This window comes from Nitratireductor alexandrii (assembly GCF_004000215.1).
Lineage (GTDB): Bacteria > Pseudomonadota > Alphaproteobacteria > Rhizobiales > Rhizobiaceae > Mangrovimarina > Mangrovimarina alexandrii.
In genome coordinates this window covers 1-21,732 of record NZ_RBVY01000010.1, presented here as the reverse complement: position 1 = coordinate 21,732, position 21,732 = coordinate 1, and the positions used below count along the sequence as shown (strand labels likewise).

Genomic DNA, 21,732 nt, shown 5'->3' with positions numbered 1-21,732 from the left:
CATCGACCGGGCGCGCCGCCGCGCAGAGCCGGCCAGCCGTCGGCCTGGCGCGCGAGCCTCGTCAAGCCTCTTGAAGCCCGGTGACGAAAACGGGCACAGTCCGGCCTTCCTTCAGCTCATTTCGGACACAGCGATGATCTTTGCTTCTGACAACTGGGCCGGCGCCCATCCGGCCATCGCCCAGGCGCTCGCCGACCACGCCGGCGGCCACGCACGCGCCTATGGCGACAGCGACCTCGACCGCCAGGTCCGCCGCCGCTTCTGCGAGACTTTCGACAGGGACGTGGCCGTCTTCTTCGTCTCCACCGGAACGGCGGCCAACGCGCTGTCGCTGGCCAGCGTTTCCCGCCCCGGCGGCGTCGCCTTCTGCCATGCCGAGGCGCATCTGGTCGAGGACGAGGCCGGCGCCACCGAATATCTGACCGGCGGCACCCGCCTTGCCCGGGTCGGCGGCCCGCTCGGCCGCATCGACCCACAGGCGCTGGAAGACGCGATCCGGCGCTACCCGCCGGAATTCCTGCATGCCGGGCGACCGGTCGCGGTGTCCGTGACCCAGGCGAGCGAGATCGGCACCGTCCACACGCCCGACGAGCTCGACGCCATCGCGGCGGTCGCCAGGCGGCACGGGCTGGCCGTGCATATGGACGGCGCGCGCTTCACCAACGCGCTGGTGTCGCTCGACCTGTCACCGGCCGAGATGACCTGGAAGCGCGGAGTCGACCTGTTGTCTTTCGGCGGCACCAAGAACGGCTGCTGGTGCGCGGAAGCGGTGGTGCTGTTCGATCCCGCACAGGCCGGCGAATTTGCCTTCCTGCACAAGCGCGCCGCGCAATTGCTGTCGAAATCGCGGTTCGTGGCGGCCCAGTTCCAGGCCTATTTCGATGATGATCTATGGCTGGACAATGCCCGCCACGCCAACGCCATGGCCGCCCGCCTGGCCGCAAGCGTCAAACGCTCCGGCGCGGCCCGGCTCGCCTGGGAGCCGCAGGCCAACGAGGTCTTCGTCATCATGGCCGGTGCCACCGCCGAGCAACTGACGGGCGCCGGCGTCGCCTTTTACGACTGGAACGCGCCCGAGGGGTTCCAGGGCAGCATGGCCGCGGACGAGCGGATTTGCCGCTTCGTCACCGGTTTTGCCACAACCGCCGAAGAAGTCGACCGTTTCGCGGGCCTGATCGCATGAACCGGCACGACGATTTCGACATTACCGATCGGTAACACTCTCGTCAGTGCGGCGTGATGATCGCTCTCGCCGGCTTTATTTCCATGTGAGCGGCGCATTTGAAATGGTGTCTTGCCGGCTTGAGCCGGCCGGAATTCTTGAAACCGAGAGGAGAACACCATGTCGACCAAAACCATGATCGGCGCCGCTTATCTAGCCAGCGCCGTGGCGGGCGCCGTTGCCGCCGGTGCCATGACCACCACCGCGGCCCAGGCCCAGGAGAAGGAAAAATGCTACGGCGTCGCCATGGCCGGCCAGAACGATTGCGCCGCCGGCCCCGGCACCACCTGCAAGGGCACCTCGAGCGTCGACTATCAGGGCAATTCCTGGAAGCTGGTCGATGCCGGCACCTGCGCGACGATGGAACTGCCGGGCGACCGCATGGGCTCGCTTGAGCCGCTCGAGCGCGACCTGCCGTCCTAAGAACCGGCCAGTGACAGGTTCCGGCGGTTCGCAAAAACCCGTGCGGAACCGCGTCTCGAACACGATGGCGCGTCGCCGAAACGCCATCGTGTTCGCATCCCCGCCGTTTTGAAAGGCTCCGCCATGCCGCATGCCGACAACGCAAACGGTCGCTTTCCGGCGCGCCCCGTGTCCGGCCGCGCCGGCGCCAGCCTGAAACACACCCATCTCGACGCGATCCTTGCCGGGCGCGACCAGGTCGGTTTTTTCGAGGTGCACGCGGAAAACTACATGGGGGCCGGCGGCCCGCCGCACGCCGCCCTTGCCCGCGTAAGGCAAGACTATCCGGTCCTGCTGCATGGCGTGTGCATGTCGATCGGCGCGCCGCAACCGCTCGACGCGGCGCATCTCGCGCGCTTCAAAACGCTGGTCGAGCGCTACGAGCCGGCGATCGTGTCGGAACATCTCGCCTGGTCGACCCACGACGATATTTTCTACAACGACCTCCTGCCGCTGCCCTATACTGACGACACGCTGCGCCATGTGTGCGCGCACATCGACCAGGTGCAGGCCGCGATCGGGCGCCGGCTGCTGCTGGAAAATCCCTCGACCTATCTGGCGTTCGCGGCCTCCGACTACGACGAGACCGGGTTCATCCGCGAAATCGTCAAGCGCACCGGTTGCGGCCTGCTGCTCGACATCAATAACGTTTTCGTGTCCGCAACCAATCACGGGTTTTCGGCGCTCGACTATCTGGCCGACTTCCCGCTCGAGCATGTCGGCGAGATCCATCTCGCCGGCCATCGCGAGCAGAGCGACGACGAGGGCGAGCCGCTGCTGATCGACAGCCATGACGGCCCCGTCGCAGACGCGGTCTGGAAGCTCTATGACATCGTCGTCGAACGCGCCGGAACGATCCCGACGCTGGTCGAATGGGACGGCGACATTCCCGACTGGCCCGTGCTCAAGGCCGAGGCCGACGCCGCCCAGGCCGTTCTCGATCGCCATGCCGCCGCCAGCGCGCGGGACGTCCACCATGCCGCAGCCGAATAACCCCGCCGGCGCGGCCTTCGCCGGCCCGTTCGCGGCACCGCTTCTCGACCCCGATAGGCCGACGCCGCCCGGCGTCGCCGGACCGGGCGCCAAGGCCGGCGACGTGCGTTACAACGTCTATCGCAACAACGTCACCGTCTCCCTCATCGAGGCGCTGGCCGACACGTTTCCCGCCGTAAGGCGCATTGTCGGCGAGGCTTTTTTTCGCGACATGGCGCGCCTCTACGTGCGCCGCGAACCGCCCCGCTCGCCGCTGCTGTTCGACTACGGCCACGGCTTCGCCGCCTTCATCGACGGTTTCGACCATACGCGCCCGCTTCCCTGGCTGGGCGACGTCGCCCGCATCGAACGGGCCTGGCTCGACGCCTACCATGCCGCCGACCGCGCCCCGCTGGCGCCCGAAAAGCTGGCGGTCGTTCCACACGATGCCCTGCCGGCACTGCGCTTCGAACCGCACCCCGCCATGCGGATTGTGCGCTCCGCCTATCCGGCCGTGACGATCTTTGCCGCCAACCGGGCCAGCGGTCCGGTCGGCAAGATCCTGGAGCGCGACGGCGAGGACGCGCTCGTCACCCGGCCGGCGCTGGAGGTTTTCGTGCGCAGGCTGCCGCCCGGCGGCGCGGCGTTCCTGACGCTGCTTTGTGCCGGAAAGCCGCTCGGCGAGGCGGCCGCAAAGGCGAGCGAGGCCGAGCCACGTTTCGACCTCGGCGCCAATATTGCCGGCATGATGGAAGCTGGCGCGTTCGCCGATATCTTTGTTCCCGCCGCATGACATCGCCCGGAGCCAGCAAATGGAACGGCATCATGGATGACGACAGCGATGAGCGTACAAGCAAGCCGGTCGGGCCGCTCGGCGCGGCGATGCGCCTGCACGGCACGTTCTTTTCCGGCCTCCAAGCGGCACTGGCCGGATGGTTCACGGGCCTTGCGGCCCGCGTCGTCTTCGCCAGCGTGCTTTTGCTTTATTACCTCAATTCGTCCTGGGGAAAGTTCTCCGACGGGATTTTCGGCTTTCTCAGCCCCTCGTCGGGAGCCTATGTGTCGATCCTGCCCAAGGTGATGGAAGCCCGCGGCTATGACGAAACCGCGCTCGCCTGGCCTTATGACGTCATCGTCTATCTCGGCACCTGGACGGAATTCGTCCTGCCGCTTTTGATCGTCGTTGGCTTGTTCAGCAGGCTTGCCGCCCTCGGCATGATTTTTTTCGTCATCGTGCAGAGTTATGTCGACGTCACCCATCACGGGCTCGACGCCAGATCGGTCGGCGCGATGTTCGACCGCATGCCCGACGCGATCATCTGGGATCAGCGGCTTTTATGGGTGTTCGTTCTCGCCATCATCGTCGTCCACGGCGCGGGCAGGCTGTCGCTGGACCACCTGTTCACGCGCCGCCGAGAGGGTTAGCCAGGCCCATGCAAAAAAGTGGCGGCGCAGGCGGCGCCGCCACGGATCGTTTCGACACGCGTCGAACGACGCGCCTTATCGGGCGACGTCGGCCTCGATCTGCTTCGAGCCGGCGCCATTGGCCGCGGAGATCGCGATCTTGCGCGGTTTCATCTCCTCGGGAATATTGCGCTTCAGGTCGATATGCAGCAGGCCGTTCTTGAGTTCGGCGCCGGTCACCTCGACATGGTCGGCAAGCTGGAAGCGGCGCTCGAAGGCGCGCGAGGCGATGCCGCGATAAAGCAGTTCGGCATCCTGCTCGCCATCGCTCTCGGTCTTTTCGCCCTTGACGGTCAGGACGTTGCGGTGCGCCTCGATCGCAATGTCGGTGTCGGCGAAACCGGCTACCGCCATCGAGATCCGGTAGGCGTCCTCACCGGTGCGCTCGATATTGTAGGGGGGATAGGTCTGGCCGTTGTCGGGCTGGGCCAGCGAATCGAGCATCGTGAAGAGACGGTCGAAACCGACGGTCGAGCGATAGAGCGGCGAAAAATCAACGTGACGCATGGTGTGTTCTCCTGTTGAGCAACAAGGTTTGCGTTTGGCGTTTTCCGAAAATCCGAACCGGCATTTCCGTGACGCCAGCGACCCCGATCGTGCGGCGGCCGCAGACCTTATTTGGGAAGGGCCAAAACGCTGTTCAAGAGGGACGCCGGCGCCCGGTTTTCTTCCTGAACCGGACATGAACCGTGGTTTCGGCCCGAGTTCATCTTCGCCGCGCTAGTGTTTTCTCAACAGATCGGGGCGCAACGCCGCCTCGCACCAGCTCGGTCCGGGTGTAACGTCCCTTCCTCCCGGATCGACAGAGGCCGGAGGTCGCTGCCAGCGCCTCCGGCCTTGACCTTTCGACAGTCCCTTGCCCGCGACGACTTCTGATTTTCTTTGCTTTTGCCCAAGTCGCTCCGTATCACCGAACCATGAACCTGCGCGCCGACATGCCGGTCGAAGACAAAGACACGGCCGTGCTTCACGAAATCCCGGACAACCCCGTCCCGGAACGGGCGCGCGCGGGCTATTTCGACAGCCGGGACGGCAAAAGACTGCGCTACGCGCTCTTTCCTGCGCAGGCCCGTCCCCTGAAGGGCACGGTGATCATTCTGTCGGGCCGCAACGAATGTATCGAAAAATATTTCGAGACCATCGGCGATCTGGCCAAGCTCGGGCTCGGCTCCGCGGTCATGGACTGGCGCGGCCAGGGCGGTTCCGAACGCCTCACGCGCGATCCGCAGCGCGGCCATGTCGATAGTTTCGACGACTACGCGGCCGATCTAGACCAGTTCTTCACCGACATCGCGCTGCCCGACTGTCGCGGCCCGTTCTACATTCTCGCCCATTCGACCGGCGCGCTGGTGGCGCTGCTCGCCGCACCGACCCTGACCAACCGGGTCCGGCGCATGGTGCTGTCGGCGCCGCTCCTCGCCTTCGAGGGTCAAAACGCCTCGGTGACCGGCCTGCGCCGGATCAGCTCGCTGCTTTACGCGCTCGGTCTGGGCACGATCTATCTGGGCTGGGGCCGTCGACCCGCGGTCCCGCCACCGTTCGCCACCAACAAGCTGACCACGGATTTCGCCCGCTACCAGCGCAACATCGCGCTTTACCAGCATTTCCCGCATCTGGCGCTCGGCGGGCCGACCGCCGGCTGGGTGCGCGCGGCCTGCCGCGCCATCGAAAAGGTGACGGACCCCGCCTTCGCCGCCCGTATCCAGGTGCCGACGCTGTTCGTCGCCGCCGGTGCGGACAGGGTGGTTTCGACCCGCGCCATCGAGCACTACGCGACCGGGCTGCGGGCGGCCTCGCTGTTGACGATCGACGGCGCGCGCCACGAATTGCTGCAGGAAGCCGACATTTATCGCGAACAGTTCCTGGCCGCCTTTTCCGCCTTCGTGCCCGGCACCGACGCCGCGCTCAGCTGACGGCCGCGCGCGGCCGGTCCCGCCGGGTCAATCGCCGACGAGATCGAGCACCGCGCGATGCAGCGCCGGCGTCGCCGCCGCGACGATGTCGCCACCGGCTTCCGGCCGTTCGCCCTGCCAGGTGCTCACCACCCCGCCCGCCCGTTCGATCAGCGCCACCAGGCCGGCAATATCGTAGGATTGCAGCCCGGCCTCCACCGCGATGTCGGCATGGCCGGCCGCCACCATCGCGAAGGCATAGCAATCCGTGCCGTAGCGCGGCAGCCGCACGGCGGCCTCCAGGCGGTCGTAGCGGGCGCGCAGCGCGCCCTGAAACAGCGCCGGCGTGGTCGTGAACAGGCTTGCCTCAGCAAGCGACGTCGTCGCACGCGTGGCCAGCGGCCGCGCGCCACCCGGGCCCTCGTAGAACGCCCCCTGCCCGGTCGCGTAATAAAGCTCGCCGATGAAGGGCTGCGACATCAACCCGGCCACTGCCTTGCCGTCCTCCAGCAGGCCGACCAGCGTTCCCCACAGCGGAACGCCGGAAATGAAGGCGCGCGTGCCGTCGATCGGGTCGATCACCCACACACGGCGCGCGTCGGGGTTCTCCACCCCGTGTTCCTCGCCGACAATGCCGTCATCGGGAAATTCCGCCCGGATGATATCGCGGATCGCACGCTCGGCCTCGCGGTCGGCTTCCGTGACCGGATCGAAGCCGGCCGCCTGCTTGTTGGCGACCGCGCCCGCGCCGCGAAACCGCGGCAGCGTTTGCTCGGCGGCCGCAGCCGCGATTCGGCGCAATAACTCCGCCGTTGCCATGTGGAACCTCATTTTGTTGCAGATTTGCCACATATAAATGGCATTCTCGGTCTGCCAAACGGTGAAATTCGGGTTTTCCACCGTCGACACTTGACTTTTGTGCATTGCACAATACGATTTTGATGAACGGTTCGTCCGTTCATGCCCTTTGGGCGTTTCCTCCCTAGACTTGGACCGTGTCGTCTTCGCGATGCGGTCTTTTTTTGTGTCTATCCGGCCTTATTCCGCCGCCAGGGGCATTGGCGGCCTGCCGAAGCCGGCCGCCGCGATCAAACGCTCCACGAACCGGACCATATCGTCGGCCAGCGGCAGAAAACCGCTCGATTTGCGATAGCTGCGCTCGTTCATGTAAAGCCCGCGATTGACCTCGATCTGCAAGGCATGCAGCCCTCGCGCCGGCCGGCCGTAATGTTCGGTGATGAAACCGCCCGCGTAAGGCTTGTTGTGGGCGACGGTGTAGCCGAGCGAAACCAGGATGCCGATCGCCGCCTCGCTGAGTGCCGCGGAAGCGGAGGTGTTGAAGCGATCGCCGATGATGAAGTCGGGCCGCAGCCCGGCCTCGCCGACCCGGATGCTGGCCGGCATGGAGTGGCAGTCGATCAGCACGGCGAGCCCGAAGGCGGCCTGCGTCTCGCTGAGCAGCCGCCCAAGACAGGCATGGTAGGGTTTGTAGAACGTCTCGACCCGCTGCCGCGCCTCGCCAAAGGGCAATTTGCCGGCATAGATCTCCTGGCCCTCGCCGACGATCCTGGGCACCGTGCCGAGCCCGCCCGCCACGCGCGGCGAGCGGATATTGGCATAGGCCGGCAGCGTCTCCGAAAACATCCGCGGGTCGAGTTCCCACGGTTCGCGGTTGACGTCGAGATAAGCGCGCGGGAAATTGGCGCAAAGCAGCGGCGCGCCGAAGCTGACCGCGGCGGCGAACAGCTCATCGACATAACAATCCTCCGAGCGGCGGATCGCCTGACGGTCGAGCCTGGACAGCGCCAGGAACCGTTCGGGATAGCTGCGCCCGCTATGCGGCGAATTGAAGATGAAGGGGACGCTCTGGTGAGAGGGACGCCGCGTCTGGAAGGGCGCGGCGCCGGCGAAATCGTCGGCGACGCTTATCAAGGACGGATCCACCGCGGGCAGGCTCTGGTCATGCCGCGAAAGTGCCATCCGATCTCCGGCCTGTCCAGAACCAATCGCATGCCGGATGCCCTGCGACCCCGGCGGCAAGGCGAAATAGCGCGCGGGCGGCCGGACGCGACCACGGTTCACTTGATGTTTACCTTACCCTACGCATATATCTGATTTGGTTAACGGGCGGCACGGCGGCCGACTCTGTTCTGGAATGCGGACGGGAATCCATGACGAGAATCCTACTTGCCGAAGACGACAACGACATGCGCCGCTTTCTGGTCAAGGCGCTGGAACGGGCCGGTTACGACGTCATCGATTTCGACAATGGCGCCAGCGCCTATGAACGGCTGCGCGAGGAGCCGTTCTCGCTTTTGCTGACCGATATCGTCATGCCGGAGATGGACGGCATCGAACTCGCGCGCCGCGCCACCGAGATCGATCCCGACCTGAAGGTGATGTTCATCACCGGCTTCGCCGCGGTCGCGCTCAATCCCGATTCGAAAGCCCCCAAGGACGCCAAGGTTTTGTCGAAGCCGTTCCATCTGCGCGAGCTCGTCAGCGAGGTCGAAAAGATGCTGAAAGCGGCCTGACAGGGGCCGCCGCCGGACGGTGGATTTTCGGCATTGACGCCGGCATGATTTGTGTGGTCTATGCGCGGCGCTGATGGGCGTGTAGCTCAGCGGGAGAGCACTACGTTGACATCGTAGGGGTCACAGGTTCAATCCCTGTCACGCCCACCATCAGCCCCAAGCACTTAGCACGAGATTGCGTAGCGGCCGTCAGGTTCAACGAACCTGACGCGGTCGAGCTTGGACCTGCTTCTAGCCTGCTGACTCGTTTCGGCCCAACGCAAGTATGCGGCCAATCAGAACATTGCCGAGGACACATTGCACTTCGCCATGTCCCCGCGCTCGCCCCAATAGCTGATCGCTATAGACATTGATGAATTGCGCAACGATGCGCGGTCAGGTGATAAGGTGAGTTCATGAAGAAGACGATCGGTAAGCCATTTGCCCATACCAGGCTTGTGAAGTTTCTCGACAAGCGCATTCTCGAGCTGCGTCCGCGCAAAACACAGCTCGAGATCGCCGCGGAAGCCGGCTTCAACGCGCTCAACACGCTGGCCATGATCAAAAGCGGGGCGATCAAGCTGCCACTCGATCGGGTGCCGGCCATGGCCAAGGCGCTCGAATGCGATCCGACGCGTCTCTTCATGCTGGCTGTCGAGCAACAGGACTCGGCGCTGGCCCGCTTGCACAAGGAAATCTTCGGCACGCCCGTCACGGCCAACGAGGTGGCTTGGCTGGAAGAAATCCGTTCGGCGTCAGATCACAGCGACCCGACGCTGACCACGAAAGCCCAGAAGGCGATCCGCGGCATCTTCGGCAAGTAAGCCAGCCGAGCAGAACGAGGACGCCGATTGGCGTCTCCCCGTGCCGACTTCATCGGGTCGTCCGACTCCCTCCAACTCGCAAAGCCGCAGAACGTGCGTAGTGCCACGCATCCTGAGTAACAGGGCGCGTCGCTGCGTGCCGCTCGTGAGACTGAACACATCATGCCCTATCAGACATCATTTGATTCCCGCTGGAACCGCGCTTTCATTCCGAAGCACCATTGGCACTTTCATCAGCGCCTCTATCAACACTACAGGCTCGTTCTTGGACCCGGTGATTTCTCACGGATCCAGAAAGACATTCGATCCGGCCACGCACTCCTAGTAGAATCCAGGTCACCCAAGCGCTTCATCTATTTCGTCAACGTGCGCAGCCTGCACGAACGCATCTACGTGCTGTCCGATGGGAAGCGTCTGATCACCGCGTGGCCTCCGGAAGCGAGGTTGGGCGAGATCAGGAGGCGGTTGTCGCCGTAGGCGCTCGGACGGGGGCGATATCTACGATCTGCCGAGATTGACCCCCGGGGGCAAGGAACCAAGCTCATCAGTGTCAGCGGGAGCCACCGATAGTGGAATCCTTGCCGATCGAAGTCCTAGGAAAACCGCTCAGCATCGGTCCGGATGCATTCTGGCGCCCAGAGCGGGGCGCGCACCTATCCGCCCATAAGCCGGAGCACGGAACGTCGCTCTACGCCGTCGCCTTCGCCTTGATTACTTTCTCAATGACGGCAGAGCGAAGATAGCTGCCGTTGAGCACCTCTATCTCGTCCCCCTCCTGGGCATCGAGAACGGCCTCAGCCAACGGCATGGCATGCCCAACAAGCCCCTTTTCGGGATCGTTGCCGTGCTTCGATATCGTTACCTGAATAACGTCCTGTCCATGCGTAAGGTAGCGCAAGCGCACCGTATCGCCGATCTCTATTCGGTCGGATCGTCCAACGAGAGGCTGTTCGGCAACCGGCTTCGTTGGCGATAGGTCGAAGTGCTGCTGAATTGCTCTGTTGGTGCGGGCGGGCTCGGGCCGTGGCGTCAGTTCAAATTCAATTTCCGCCTTGCCCGCAGGTTCCTCGCGGTTCAGGCTCCCGATGTCGGGCTTGCCCGCCAACTCGATCGTCTTCGTTGAGGATTTCAACTGCTCGAGGCGGTTCGTTATCGACTGTCGCAAGACTGCTGCTTCGCGGCGAGGATCCGCAAACCAATCCGTGGACCATATGCGAACGAGCTTCCAGCCAAGCTGCTCCAGCACTTCCTGCCGCAACCGATCACGATCGCGAGCAGAACGTGACGAATGGTAGGCCGCTCCATCGCATTCAACGCCCAGCAGGTAGCCATGCGGCCAATTCGGGTGCTTGACGCCAATATCGATGAAATAGCCTGCTACACCGACCTGCGCGACGGGCTCACATCCCATTGACCTTATCTGTTCAATGACATGCCTTTCGAAATCAGAATCCGGTTCGCGGTCGGTGATGTCACCGCTTTCGAGGATGCCTGTCGCGCTGTATTCGAGCCAACGCTTCAACATCCAGGCACCCTTGTTCCCGTTCTCTTCGGCACGGATATCCGCCGAGGACATGGATGAGAACGTGACAATGCGCAATTTGGCCCGCGAGAAAAGAACGTTAAGCCGGCGTTGTCCGGCAATCCCGTTGATGGGACCAAATCGCTGCGCCACGGCATCGCCCGGCTTTCCAGGGCCGTATACGGTGGAGATGAAAATGACATCGCGTTCATCGCCCTGAACGTTTTCGAGGTTCTTGATAAAGAAACTCTCGAGTCCGTCGCGTTTCTCTTCCCACTGCTCGACATAGCGGCGGACGTGGGCATGCTCCGGCAGGAAGTCGTTGTCGAACAGCTCCCTTAGGTGATCGGCCTGTTGCTTGTTGACGGCCACGACCCCGAGTGAACGGTCGGGATGCTCGCGCATGAAGCGCACCACGGCTTCCATGACCGCCTGCGCCTCGTCGGCATTCAGGCCAGATTTGTAACTTCCACCGACCTGTTGCAGGGAAACGCCCATGTCGGGCCGGATCTCATCTGGTGATGGGAAGACGATTAGGTCGTCGTCATAGATAAGCCGGTTGGAAAATTTGATGAGGCCCGAGTGCCGGGATCGGTAGTGCCAACGCAGTCGCCGCGCAGGACGATATGTGCTCTTCGCCATTTCGAGCACAGATTCCTGCAAAACTGTCTCCTTTTCGTCGTCGTCAACTTCGTCGTCGAGCATCTTTTGGAAGAAACTTGTCGGCGGCAGCTGGTTGGTATCACCGACGATCATCGTCTGGCTGCTGCGAAACAAAGCTCCGATGGCGTCTTCGGGAGGCATCTGCGACGCCTCGTCAATGATGCACAGGTCAAATTGCACCTTGCCCTTAGGAACGAATTGGGCAACGGCTTGCGGCGACATCATCCAGCATGGCTTCAATTCGAGCACCGCGTCAGCCGCTCGACGAACCAGATCACGCACAGATATGAACCGCTTCTTCTTCTCAATCTCGGACCAGATCAAGGCCATATCGGTGTAGTCCGCCTTGCGACCGACACCGTTGCCGGGCGGTGGATCTGCGACGTCATAGAGTTCGGCACGCAACTTGTTGCGCGAAAGCGCGATAAGCTGTCTGTCCAGTTCCGCCAGACGGCGGCGGAGTTCCGAGAGCTTCTCTCCTGTGTAGCCGCTCAATGCTTCGCCATGCTGGTCATACACTCGGCTCGCCTGAAAGCGCGCTACCACCGCCTCCACTATTTCGGCGGTCGACCGATCGAGTTCACGGCTTAGCTGCCGCTCCGCAATCCACCCAAAGCCGTCTCTTTCAACAGCAGTCCTCGCTCTTCTCACGTCGGAATGCGCCAAGAGACCGGTCCGATCCACGGACGCACCGGACAGCCAGCTTTCCAGGCCGACTGGCTTTCCCATCAGACCCTCAAGGTCGACCCCGGTTTTTTGCGTGACATCGGCGACGGCACGTTCCAGCGCCTTCAATTCCTCGACGAGATCGCCAAGAGCTTGTCCAATGCGGGGCAAGTTCCCAGACGACGCAGCAGCACCGAGAGCTTCGGCGAGTTGGCGATCGCCACCCACGACCTCCTTGAGCGCAATCCACTGCTCGAGAGTCGAAAACGTCGAGCTACCCACGCCATTGCCGGACTGGATCCCGAGGATCTGACAGTCTGCCGAAATCGCCTCTCGGTGCTCATTAAGGGCGCCAAGGTCGGCGAGCAGTCTCTCCATGTCGCGCACCGCCATCGAAGCGGGGTTGCAGAATGCGGCGGCTGCGGACCTCAACTCCTCAAGAATCTTGCCCGACTGGTCGACTTTGGCCCGCTCGCGATCCATCATCTGATCGAGCTCTGATGGCGTTATGTCCTGGTCGAGACTGCCGACGTCCGGGAGCGAGAGAAGCAGTTCCGTATCTGCTGTCTTGATGAACGCTCGGATCTGCTGATGCTCCGGCCCCGGGAAGGAGGCGTCCACATTCTCAAGGAAGCCTACGAGCTTCTCATATTGAACGAAGTCGGTGCTCAGGCCACTAAAGTTGAGCCCAAACAAGTCTTTGCACCGGCTATCGTTCTTGAAGTCAGACTCGCGGTCGACGAAGTCAGCTAGCGATGTCAATTCGCGTATCGACTGTTCCTTATCAAACCGATTGTTCCGCGAATTTTCCATGTAGAACTTCTTGGCAGACCTGGCATCCGTCGACAAAAACGATAGGGCACCCATGCCCTTGATCGCTGCAAGCGCTCCCCGGACAGTCTCTCTCGACACCGTCCCTTCTAGAAAGAACATCGCCGACAGCTTCTCCTTGTCGTCGGCAAGTTCCTTGCCGCGCGCGACAAGGGCCTTCAATGCCGGAAGGGCTGCGGGCGATGCGAGTTCAGCGGTTCTCAGGTGCAAAACATCACGCCCTGCGTCGATCACGAGTTTCCGCGCGACGTGGAACATCCGCAACGTCCAGCCGGCCGATCCTGCGCAATGCTCCTGAAAATCGGCAATGCGACGCCTGACACTCGAAACCGCCTGCAGCGTGCGCGCAAGCTTTTCCGTCTTGCTGGCCAGAGCGGCAGGATCCGGGCTCCCCAACCCATGCAGCTGACAGATTTCGAGGGCACGCTCGACGGCATCTCTAGTGCGCAAATCCACAAGCTGTGCAGAAAGACGCACCGTCAGCTCAGCCGTATTTTCGGCGGAAGCCGTGATCCGCCGCATCGGCTCGATGTCGTCGGCAGCAACAAGGTGCGCCCACTCTACAAGCTGATCCACATCGACGGTCGTCAGGAAATCCTTGATCGCTACCGCGTGATCTTTCTGCCGGGCAAGGGATTCCGGGAGAACGATACCGAACTCCTGGCATCTCTTCCTGCACTGACCTGCCCGCGCAGCCCGTGAGGCTGCCCCTATCGTTGTCTCCAGAATTTCGTCGGCTTCGATCGGCGTAAGGGATACGAGGTGCGTTCCCCGCCAGAAGTCTGGCGTTGTCGACGCGGCTGCGAGGGCGGCGTCGAACGCACGCGCTCGGTCAAGGATTCCCTGTAGGGTGGCATCGTCATATTCACCATGCGGGACCAGTGAAAGATCCCGAATTTCTCTCGACAGGTCCGCAACTGCGGGGCCGGTTGCGATCGCCTTGCCTAGTATCTCGAATACCGTGCGGCCTGTTCCGGCAAATATCGACGACAATATCTCAACATACTCGCCGAGCTTGGAGCGCGTGTCTCGTAGTCGCCGATGCTTGGTATCGAAATCTCGTGGCCGCTGAGCGCTCCCCATCGTCAGTCGGTCGCGGAGCGAGGCGACAACCTCCTTTCGGCTTGAGCGGCTTGCCTGAAGCGGCAGGATGAATTCGCCAAGCCCGACCGTCTCCAGGCGAGACCGGACGACATCGAGTGCTGCCAGCTTCTCGGCCACGAAAAGGACCTTCTTACCCTCGGCAAGCGCAGCAGCAATCACGTTGACGATGGTCTGCGACTTGCCCGTCCCAGGCGGTCCCTCCACCGCGATGTTTTTTCCAGACGCTACATCGAGGATGGTGCTGACCTGCGATGAATCCGCGTCCATAACCATGAGAGGCGACCGTCCCTCATTATCGGCAGCATCGACATCATGGTCCTTGGCATAGGGGGACAAGCCTGATGTCTGGGTCCCCGCCATGATGGCTCGGACGATGTCATTGTTTGCGAAATCCGCGGCGGTTGTATCGAGGTCATGATACATCGCGATCCTGGCCGACGGGAAAATGCCGAACACGACCTGCCGCCGCACCTTCCACGTTGGGATGTTCGGCTTGAGCTTGTCGATCAGCTCGAAATATTCCTCTGTCGAGCCGCCGTCGTAGTCGGGGAGCTTCAGTCCGAAGTCACGCTTCAAACGTTCTGCCAGGACGCCATTGGACTCCGCATTCTCGCCGGCACCAACGACGCTGAATTTGGCCCCACCAGGCGTCTTCTGCGACTTAAGGACCACGGGAAGGACGATGAGAGGCGACAGGTTGTTGTCTCGGCCATTGGGGTCCGACCACTCAAGGAAACCGAACGCCGCCTGGACGACATTGACGCCTGTCTCCTGCTGCCACGTATTGCCTTTGGAGATGATCGAATTCAGCCGTCGTTCAAGGTCACGTGGCAGCTGCAGTGTCTGGATTTCATCGTCTGTGTGCCGGCCGTCCTCACGTTCCTCGTCAGGATCGGGAAGATCAAATGCCGGCGTGATGCCGTGTGCCCGCGCATGGGTTGCAAGACTGGCAATATCCTTACTTGTTGGACGCGGCGGCAGGCCGGCCAGTTCCCGCACTCGATCCTTCAGGGCGCGTTCGAGCTTGCGGGATTTGTCGAGGTAGTCGGTGCCGTTCGGGTCGAGCTTGTCCAGTGAAGCCCGATAAGTTTCGTCGGTCGCTCGCGCCAGCGAGACCGCGTCCAGGAAGTCTCGCGTCTGTTCGTCCGGCGGATCTTCTTCCAAGGGCGGCAAAGGCGCGAACTGCATTGCCCGGCTTTCGGATAGACGGAAGAAGAGCACATCAGGCAGTTCGTCGACCACGCGAACATAGGAGTTACTCGCGTGGGACAAGCGCACGCGGATCAACGGGTTACGCGCCGTCAGATCGAGCAGGCGCAACCGGAGATCTTCGATCTTCTCGTTGACCAGCTGCGAGATTTCGCCGGCTTTGTCGACGGCATCCTCAGGCGTCGCCATGACGAGACTTCCCCCATTCATCTCCAGCACCAATTCCCGCTCGAGCTGCTCCATAGCTCTCTTGGCCACCACCTAGGGTTCCTGTCCTGGACAAGCACCACTCCATGGCGAGACTAACGTTTCAGGATAGCGCCAGCAAGAATCCTCGGGTGACTGCTAAGGCTAAGAGCCAATTTCAATTGGAGCCAAGACATGCGAGACCTCTTCGCCTATGCCTCTCTTCCCTTCACGCGACCCTAACGAAACTCGCAACCAATGACGCCGTCAATCAAAACTCAGATCCGACTCATCGCATGGAACTGTGCCGGCAATTTTGCCCGCAAATCTGCGATCATCGAGGAAATGAGGCCGGATGTAGTCGTCATCTCGGAGGCAGAGCAAGATGCTGCCGACGCGCTGCCAGATGCGAGCGGCGGCTTCTGGATAGGAAACGGTCGCCGCGGCCTGGCCGTTGTGGCGCTGAATGGGTGGCGCCTTGAACATGCAGAGGTCCAGGTCGCCGAGCGGCTGTTCTTGCCGGTCAGGCTCTCGCGGGGAGGCCTGACACTGCGCGTTGTGGGCGCGTGCGTGAAGAAGACCACTGACTATGTGGGCCCAACGCTCAGCGCCCTCGAACAGCTGGGCAGCTTCCTCCGGGCTGAACCTGCAATAGTGGCCGGCGATTTCAATCAGTCTGCCGCTCTAGACGGGCGTCGAGCGTCCGGGCGCCGATTTGCGCGCGTAATCGAGCGACTTGATGAACTCCGGTTTCGTAGCGCCTGGCATTCTTTCAAGGAGGAACAGATGGGCGCCGAATCCAAGCCGACATTTTTCTGGCGATGGCAGGATCAACCGCAGTCCCGTTTCCACATCGACTACGCGTTCGTCTCTCGGGACATCGCAATCAATTGGGCTGCCCTCGGCGATCATCGCCCATACGTAGAGGCCGGGCTAAGCGATCACGTGCCGCTGCTGGTTGATGTCTCCATCTGAGCGTCATGTTTCCCAACATCTTTTTTGTTGGCCATTGATAATCAGTCATCATTGACTTATATTTTCTGCACCCGTCCTTAAGAAGGAGACCGGCCGCGGAGATGATCGCACGGCCGGTCAAATTTGGTTCGTTGTGTCAAAATTATACCCTACCAGCAGTCCGCCGTCCAACGACGATTACGCCGATCTGACTGACGAGCAGTATGCAATCCTCAAGCAACTTGAGGAGGAGTCACGCGCGGCACAAGAGCAAAAATGCGCCCGCGAAGCTGATCAATTTTCCGATTGTCGTGCATCGCCAACAAAGCCCGTCGAAACAACATCCCGCGGTCCGGAACGACGTCGCAGGTCACGCAGACCTCGCAAATCAAGAGAAAGAGACAGGCGTGCGTCCAGTCGACTCAATGTCATAGCCCCACCTTCAGACCCCAGCGTCAGCGCCCCTTTAGTAAACGCACCCTATACACTCCGCTCCCACCACGTTGAGACTGATCTAGGTATCCTTTCCAAGCGGGGGAAAGCCGCGGCACGCGACACACGGGCCCTCCCAGCCTGGCGATATGCGAGCGAGTATCTCAAGATGGAAGTTTGCACGAGAGCTGCGCCTGATGCTGGCTACGAAGCTTTCTCCTTGAATCTCGGGCGTAACATCGAACGGGAGGCTAGATGCCAGGGCGATGACGTGAAGTCGTATTTGCAGCAACGGATCGCCCGTGCCTTGAAAGCCCGATTCGGCGCGCGCAAGATCCCTTTTGCTTTCGTGTTCGAACTAACCGAATCTGGTCGACTGCATCTCCACGGCGTTATCTACGTGCCTGAAGGAGAGCGGCGCGAACTCATCAGTGCGCTGAGATGCGCAGGCGGCAAATGGGATGCATGGCTGCCAGAGAAGCAAGCCGATATTCGTGAGCTCTGGAACGCGGCTGGTTGGGGCCGCTACTGCACGAAGACCGCGTCCCGGACGCGGCAGGCGTTAGGGGTGAAATCCGTGCTGTCAATGTCGCGCGAGATGAATCGAATCGCCAAGAGTTACTGGACGCACATCCGTCGCCTGGACGAGGTCGATCGGGCAAAGAGGCGCAACTCCGGTTCGATCAGCTTCGCGATGTTCCTCGAAGCCACCGACGTTCGGCATATCCATTTACCGGCCGCCCCGCTCCCGTATTTCAGACAACCACACGTAAATCGCCTTGTTCCCGGCTCGTTCAGCCAACACACGCGGATGATGAGTGACAGACTGATCGACAACCGTTTCAGCAAAGAACGACACAGAAGGTTGACCCCGCGTTGGCGCTGAAAGCAAGTTCGGCTTTTTCGCGGTAGTCGTGCGTATACTCGCGCTGTCTCGCCCTGCACGTCCGGCCGCACCTCGCCTGCTCGGCAGACGTCTTCCTTCTTGCCACACGCGATACTAGTCGACGAACGGCACGATCCTCGGTCTTCGTCGCCCAACTATTCGGCAGATCCGTGTCGCGCAAGGCTTTCATTATTCACGAGGGATCACTGTGTGCCCCGCTCGGCTCGCACCGCTGCATTCCAGTTCATCCTCACCAAGACGGGCAGACGCGGCGAAACCGCCCAACAAGATGCCGAAAGCGCCCCGGGACGTGATGTCAGTGAATAGTTGCCATCAGGCGCGGAATTCCCGACACCCAAGACCGCATGAACGATTACACCGCGGCCCGGCATCTGACCGCCCATGTTTCACTACCACTCCGGCCAGCCAGTGCGCGCATTAGCGCTGGCACTACACGATACGGTTGCTGTATCAGCGATTTCCTGCTTCCTTCTGCGGCAAGGAAGAAGGGCGACAATGAGCTTTTTCGACACGCCGATCATCAACTCGCCCTACAGGCATCCCGGCCGCCACTGGGAGCTTGATGACGACGGACATCCGACCGACCGGATCGTCGACACCAGACGCTCGTCAGCGTTGTGGACGGCCTTGCCGGGTCAGTCGTCACAGTCAGAGAGATCGCAGGCAAATTTGGTGTTCGACGACCAACTGTCGTCGGAAGCGACCGAGTTCAATCCTTCTCCGATCATCAACGATCTGCGCCAGGAGCTTCAGACGTGGCGCGACCTGCCGAACCCGACCCAATGGAAAGTTAGTCCGGTTACCCAGCGCCTCCTCCTGCACTGGCGCGCCATCCAGCGCGATGAACGCCAGACAATCCGGCCGTTCTTCTGCCAGCTCGAGGCCGTCGAGGCGGCGATCTGGCTGGCCGAGGTCGCGCCCGAGATGGGGCGGCGCGGCCGCCGCTTTCTAGAATGGTTGGCGATCGCCAACAATTTCGCCAACCAGCCGGACGGCGCCGACGCTTCCGTAGCATCGCCCGACCTCATACGCGTCGCGCTGAAGCTCGCCACCGGAGCAGGCAAGACGACCGTCATGGCCATGCTGATTGCCTGGCAGGCGCTCAATGCCGTCAGGTCCGCCAACAGCCGGCGATTCTCCCGGGGCTTCCTGATCGTCACGCCGGGCATCACTATCCGCGACCGCCTGCGCGTCCTGATGCCCAACGATGCGGAGAACTACTACGACCGGCTGAACCTGGTCCCGCACGACCTGATGCCGGATTTGCACCGGGCGAAGATCGTCATCACCAATTATCACGCTTTCAAGCTGCGCGAGACCTTCGACGCCGCCAGAGGGACAAGGCAGGCTCTCGAAGGTCACGGCGACGCGCTGCAGACGCTGGAGACCGAGGGCCAGATGATCCAGCGTGTGATGGGCAACCTGATGGGGCTGCGCAGCCTGGTTGTCATCAACGACGAGGCGCATCACTGCTACCGGGCCCGACCAATCCAGCAGGAAGAAAAGCTCACCGGCGAGGAACGCAAGCAGGCCGAGGAAAACCGCGAGGCGGCGCATCTGTGGATGTCCGGCATCGAGACACTCAACCGGCATCAGGGCGTGCGCGCCGTCTACGACCTTTCGGCAACGCCGTTTTTCATCTCCGGCTCCAACTGGCCGGAAGGCACGCTCTTTCCCTGGGTCATGAGCGACTTCTCCCTAATGGACGCCATCGAATGCGGCATCGTCAAGCTGCCCCGCGTGCCCATCGCCGACAACCGCGCCGACGGCGAGAAGGTGATGTATCGCAATCTGTGGCCGGCGATCCGCACACGCATGCCCGACAAGCGCAAGAAGAGCGAAGGCAAGCCGGACCCGCACAAGCTGCCGATCGAGCTCAAGGTCGCTCTCGATGCCCTCTATGGCCATTACGAAAAGACGTTCCGGCTGTGGGAGAAGGACGGCATCGGCGTTCCGCCGGTGTTCATCGTGGTGTGCAACAACACCACCAATTCCGAAATGGTTCGCGACTATATCGCCGGCTACGCCTACACCGACGAGCACGAACAGGAGCGGGTCCGCCAGGGTGAGCTCGAGCTCTTCCGCAACTATGACGACCACGACCAGCGGCTCGACCGGCCGCGCACCATCCTGATCGATTCGGCCGCGCTTGAAAGCGGCAGCGAGATCGACAAGGCCTTCCGTGATGCGCATGCCGCAGAGATCGAGGCGTTCCGCCGCGAGCGCAACCGGCGTGACAACAGCGCCGGCGAGATCACCGACGCCGAGATTCTACGCGAGGTCATGAATACCGTCGGCCGCAAGGGCCGGCTCGGCGAGCAGATCCGCAGCGTCGTCTCCGTCTCCATGCTGACCGAGGGCTGGGACACCAACAATGTCACCCACATCATGGGGCTGCGCGCCTTCGGCTCGCGGCTGATCTGCGAGCAGGTGATCGGCCGGGCGCTACGCCGCATGTCCTACGACGTCGATCCCGACACCGGCCTCTACCGGATCGAATATGCCGACATCATGGGCATCGACGGACTCAACTTCGCCGACCAGCCGCGGCCGGCGCCGCCGCAGCCGCCGCGCGAGGTCGTGCATGTGCAGGCGATCAGCCCCGACCGCGATCACCTCGAGATCGTCTTCCCGCGCGTCGAGGGATACCGCACCGATTTCCCGAAGGAGCGCATCGACGTCGATCTGACGCGGCTGGAGCCCTACGTGCTCACCCCCGAAAAGGTCGGCGCCACGGTCGTGAAGATGTCCGGCATCATCGGCGAGCGTCACGAGCTCGGCCTGGCCCATCTCGAAGACAAGCGTCTATCCTCGATCGCCTTCGATGTGGCCAACTACTGGATCTCGGAAAAGCTGCGCGATCCCAATGGCGCGCCCAAGACCCACCTTTTCCCGCATGCCAAGCGCATCGTCCTGCAATGGCTGCGTTCCGATCGCCTGGTCTGCCAGGGCGACACCAAGCCGGCGCAATTGCGCTACCGCCAGCTCGCCGACGAGGTCTGCGACCTCCTGATGGGCGCGCTGCTCGACCAGCCCGATGTCGAGCCTGTCGTGCGCGCCACGCTCGACCCGTTTTCGCCGGAGGGATCGACCGCCTCGGTCAGCTTCTACACCTCAAGCCCCAGCCGGCACTGGCCGCGACCCGACCGCAGCCATGTCAACTGGATCGTCACCGACCAGGATTGGGAGATCAAGCTGGCCCAGATGCTGGACGAGCATCCACGTGTCCTGGCCTACGCCAAGAACCACAATCTGCATTTCGAGGTGCCTTACAGCCGCGAGGGCGAGGTGCACCGCTATCTGCCCGATTTCCTGGTGCGGCTCAGGGCCGACGATGGCGGGCCGCCGGTCACGCTCGTCCTCGAGGTCAAGGGCTACCGCGGCCACGACGCCATGCTCAAGGCTCAGGCGATGCAGAACAAGTGGCTTCCAGCGGTCAATCGCCTCGGCAGCTTCGGCCGCTGGGGTTTCGCCGAACTGCGCAGCGTCTACGACTTCCGACCTGATCTCGACGCCGCGATCGACGCCATGCTCAACGTGGCGGAGCCGGCATGAGTGACGTCACCTTCGGCCGCCTGACCGATCTGCTGCCGCGCGAGGCTTGGCGGCACGAGGCCTTGTCCTTCACGCCTTGGCTGGCAGCCAACATCGATCAGCTTGCCGAAGTGGTCGGCATCCCGCTTGAGATCACCGGCACCGAGATCGCCGTCGAGGCGTTTGCAGCGGACATCCTGGCGCGCAACCCGAGCGACGGCACCGTGGTGCTGATTGAAAACCAGCTCGAGCAGACCGACCACACACATCTCGGCCAGATCATGACTTATCTCGCCGGTCTGGAAGCGCACACGGTGATCTGGGTCGCCCCCAGGTGTTGATTGCCACTGAGAACTGACCCGGCGTGGCCTGATA

At 62.3% G+C, this 21,732-nt stretch carries 17 protein-coding genes and 1 tRNA gene; 14 read left to right on the top strand and 4 right to left on the bottom strand.

Annotated features, from left to right (window positions below; all coding sequences use genetic code 11):
• Positions 1-133: 133 nt before the first annotated feature.
• From EP380_RS19790 to EP380_RS19770, 5 genes are all read left to right on the top strand, one after another.
• On the top strand, positions 134-1,183 hold the full coding sequence (locus EP380_RS19790; RefSeq protein WP_127600261.1) for a threonine aldolase family protein: 1,050 nt from the start codon (positions 134-136) through the stop codon (positions 1,181-1,183).
• A gap of 159 nt (positions 1,184-1,342) precedes the next feature.
• Positions 1,343-1,645, top strand: a complete 303-nt coding sequence (locus EP380_RS19785) for a BufA1 family periplasmic bufferin-type metallophore (RefSeq protein WP_106570918.1) — start codon at positions 1,343-1,345, stop codon at positions 1,643-1,645.
• Positions 1,646-1,768: 123 nt separating this feature from the next.
• Complete coding sequence (gene bufB / locus EP380_RS19780; protein ID WP_127600259.1) at positions 1,769-2,677, top strand: MNIO family bufferin maturase; 909 nt, start codon at positions 1,769-1,771, stop codon at positions 2,675-2,677.
• Positions 2,661-3,449, top strand: coding sequence for an HvfC/BufC N-terminal domain-containing protein (locus tag EP380_RS19775; protein WP_127600257.1), 789 nt, complete (start codon positions 2,661-2,663; stop codon positions 3,447-3,449). Before bufB ends, EP380_RS19775 begins: the two co-directional genes overlap by 17 nt.
• Positions 3,450-3,481: 32 nt before the next feature.
• Positions 3,482-4,081, top strand: coding sequence for a DoxX family protein (locus EP380_RS19770; RefSeq protein WP_238719944.1), 600 nt, complete (start codon positions 3,482-3,484; stop codon positions 4,079-4,081).
• A 75-nt stretch (positions 4,082-4,156) separates the two neighbouring features.
• Here the strand turns inward: EP380_RS19770 and EP380_RS19765 are convergent, their stop codons facing one another.
• Positions 4,157-4,627 (bottom strand): Hsp20 family protein, encoded by a 471-nt coding sequence (locus tag EP380_RS19765; protein WP_106570920.1) that lies wholly within the window; start codon positions 4,625-4,627, stop codon positions 4,157-4,159.
• A 410-nt stretch (positions 4,628-5,037) separates the two neighbouring features.
• Here EP380_RS19765 and EP380_RS19760 point away from each other — a divergent pair, with 410 nt between their 5' ends.
• The gene (locus EP380_RS19760; RefSeq protein ID WP_238719943.1) at positions 5,038-6,033 is read left to right on the top strand and encodes an alpha/beta fold hydrolase; all 996 of its coding nucleotides are present in this window, start codon (positions 5,038-5,040) and stop codon (positions 6,031-6,033) included.
• Between the two features lie 27 nt (positions 6,034-6,060).
• Here the strand turns inward: EP380_RS19760 and hisN are convergent, their stop codons facing one another.
• Positions 6,061-6,831: a histidinol-phosphatase gene (gene hisN, locus EP380_RS19755; RefSeq protein ID WP_238719942.1), complete on the bottom strand. Its 771-nt coding sequence runs from the start codon at positions 6,829-6,831 to the stop codon at positions 6,061-6,063.
• A 219-nt stretch (positions 6,832-7,050) separates the two neighbouring features.
• On the bottom strand, positions 7,051-7,992 hold the full coding sequence (locus EP380_RS19750) for an N-formylglutamate amidohydrolase (RefSeq protein WP_127600255.1): 942 nt from the start codon (positions 7,990-7,992) through the stop codon (positions 7,051-7,053).
• Between the two features lie 191 nt (positions 7,993-8,183).
• Here EP380_RS19750 and cpdR point away from each other — a divergent pair, with 191 nt between their 5' ends.
• From cpdR to EP380_RS19730, 4 genes are all read left to right on the top strand, one after another.
• Entirely contained in the window at positions 8,184-8,546 is a 363-nt protein-coding gene (gene cpdR / locus EP380_RS19745) for a cell cycle two-component system response regulator CpdR (RefSeq protein ID WP_106570922.1), read from the top strand.
• A gap of 75 nt (positions 8,547-8,621) precedes the next feature.
• A tRNA-Val gene (locus tag EP380_RS19740) sits at positions 8,622-8,696 on the top strand.
• Between the two features lie 245 nt (positions 8,697-8,941).
• Positions 8,942-9,349 carry an XRE family transcriptional regulator gene (locus tag EP380_RS19735; protein ID WP_127600253.1) on the top strand — a complete coding sequence of 136 codons (408 nt, stop codon included), beginning with the start codon at positions 8,942-8,944 and terminating at the stop codon, positions 9,347-9,349.
• A gap of 162 nt (positions 9,350-9,511) precedes the next feature.
• A complete protein-coding gene (locus EP380_RS19730) occupies positions 9,512-9,826 on the top strand; it encodes a hypothetical protein (RefSeq protein ID WP_127600251.1) in 315 nt (104 codons plus the stop codon).
• 211 nt (positions 9,827-10,037) lie between these two features.
• On the opposite strand, the gene EP380_RS19725 is transcribed toward EP380_RS19730, so the two are convergent.
• Positions 10,038-15,587, bottom strand: a complete 5,550-nt coding sequence (locus tag EP380_RS19725; protein ID WP_127600249.1) for a DUF4011 domain-containing protein — start codon at positions 15,585-15,587, stop codon at positions 10,038-10,040.
• A gap of 201 nt (positions 15,588-15,788) precedes the next feature.
• Between EP380_RS19725 and EP380_RS19720 the strand changes: the two genes are divergently transcribed.
• The 4 genes from EP380_RS19720 (at position 15,789) to EP380_RS19705 (ending at position 21,698) form a co-directional block, all read left to right on the top strand.
• On the top strand, positions 15,789-16,505 hold the full coding sequence (locus EP380_RS19720) for an endonuclease/exonuclease/phosphatase family protein (RefSeq protein WP_127600247.1): 717 nt from the start codon (positions 15,789-15,791) through the stop codon (positions 16,503-16,505).
• 682 nt (positions 16,506-17,187) lie between these two features.
• The gene (locus EP380_RS19715; protein WP_127600245.1) at positions 17,188-17,802 is read left to right on the top strand and encodes a hypothetical protein; all 615 of its coding nucleotides are present in this window, start codon (positions 17,188-17,190) and stop codon (positions 17,800-17,802) included.
• Between the two features lie 516 nt (positions 17,803-18,318).
• Positions 18,319-21,378 (top strand): BPTD_3080 family restriction endonuclease, encoded by a 3,060-nt coding sequence (locus EP380_RS19710; RefSeq protein ID WP_127600243.1) that lies wholly within the window; start codon positions 18,319-18,321, stop codon positions 21,376-21,378.
• Entirely contained in the window at positions 21,375-21,698 is a 324-nt protein-coding gene (locus EP380_RS19705) for a hypothetical protein (RefSeq protein WP_127600241.1), read from the top strand. The genes EP380_RS19710 and EP380_RS19705 overlap by 4 nt, the downstream gene beginning before the upstream one ends.
• Positions 21,699-21,732 lie beyond the last annotated feature (34 nt).

What these genes read in the sequence shown, in the direction of transcription:
- EP380_RS19790 (WP_127600261.1), top strand. Translation starts at nt 134, where the DNA reads ATGATCTTTGCTTCTGACAACTGGGCCGGCGCCCATCCGGCCATCGCC.
- EP380_RS19785 (WP_106570918.1), top strand. Translation starts at nt 1,343, where the DNA reads ATGTCGACCAAAACCATGATCGGCGCCGCTTATCTAGCCAGCGCCGTG.
- bufB (WP_127600259.1), top strand. Translation starts at nt 1,769, where the DNA reads ATGCCGCATGCCGACAACGCAAACGGTCGCTTTCCGGCGCGCCCCGTG.
- EP380_RS19775 (WP_127600257.1), top strand. Translation starts at nt 2,661, where the DNA reads ATGCCGCAGCCGAATAACCCCGCCGGCGCGGCCTTCGCCGGCCCGTTC.
- EP380_RS19770 (WP_238719944.1), top strand. Translation starts at nt 3,482, where the DNA reads ATGGATGACGACAGCGATGAGCGTACAAGCAAGCCGGTCGGGCCGCTC.
- EP380_RS19765 (WP_106570920.1), bottom strand. Translation starts at nt 4,627, where the DNA reads ATGCGTCACGTTGATTTTTCGCCGCTCTATCGCTCGACCGTCGGTTTC.
- EP380_RS19760 (WP_238719943.1), top strand. Translation starts at nt 5,038, where the DNA reads ATGAACCTGCGCGCCGACATGCCGGTCGAAGACAAAGACACGGCCGTG.
- hisN (WP_238719942.1), bottom strand. Translation starts at nt 6,831, where the DNA reads ATGGCAACGGCGGAGTTATTGCGCCGAATCGCGGCTGCGGCCGCCGAG.
- EP380_RS19750 (WP_127600255.1), bottom strand. Translation starts at nt 7,992, where the DNA reads ATGGCACTTTCGCGGCATGACCAGAGCCTGCCCGCGGTGGATCCGTCC.
- cpdR (WP_106570922.1), top strand. Translation starts at nt 8,184, where the DNA reads ATGACGAGAATCCTACTTGCCGAAGACGACAACGACATGCGCCGCTTT.
- EP380_RS19735 (WP_127600253.1), top strand. Translation starts at nt 8,942, where the DNA reads ATGAAGAAGACGATCGGTAAGCCATTTGCCCATACCAGGCTTGTGAAG.
- EP380_RS19730 (WP_127600251.1), top strand. Translation starts at nt 9,512, where the DNA reads ATGCCCTATCAGACATCATTTGATTCCCGCTGGAACCGCGCTTTCATT.
- EP380_RS19725 (WP_127600249.1), bottom strand. Translation starts at nt 15,587, where the DNA reads ATGGAGCAGCTCGAGCGGGAATTGGTGCTGGAGATGAATGGGGGAAGT.
- EP380_RS19720 (WP_127600247.1), top strand. Translation starts at nt 15,789, where the DNA reads ATGACGCCGTCAATCAAAACTCAGATCCGACTCATCGCATGGAACTGT.
- EP380_RS19710 (WP_127600243.1), top strand. Translation starts at nt 18,319, where the DNA reads ATGAGCTTTTTCGACACGCCGATCATCAACTCGCCCTACAGGCATCCC.
- EP380_RS19705 (WP_127600241.1), top strand. Translation starts at nt 21,375, where the DNA reads ATGAGTGACGTCACCTTCGGCCGCCTGACCGATCTGCTGCCGCGCGAG.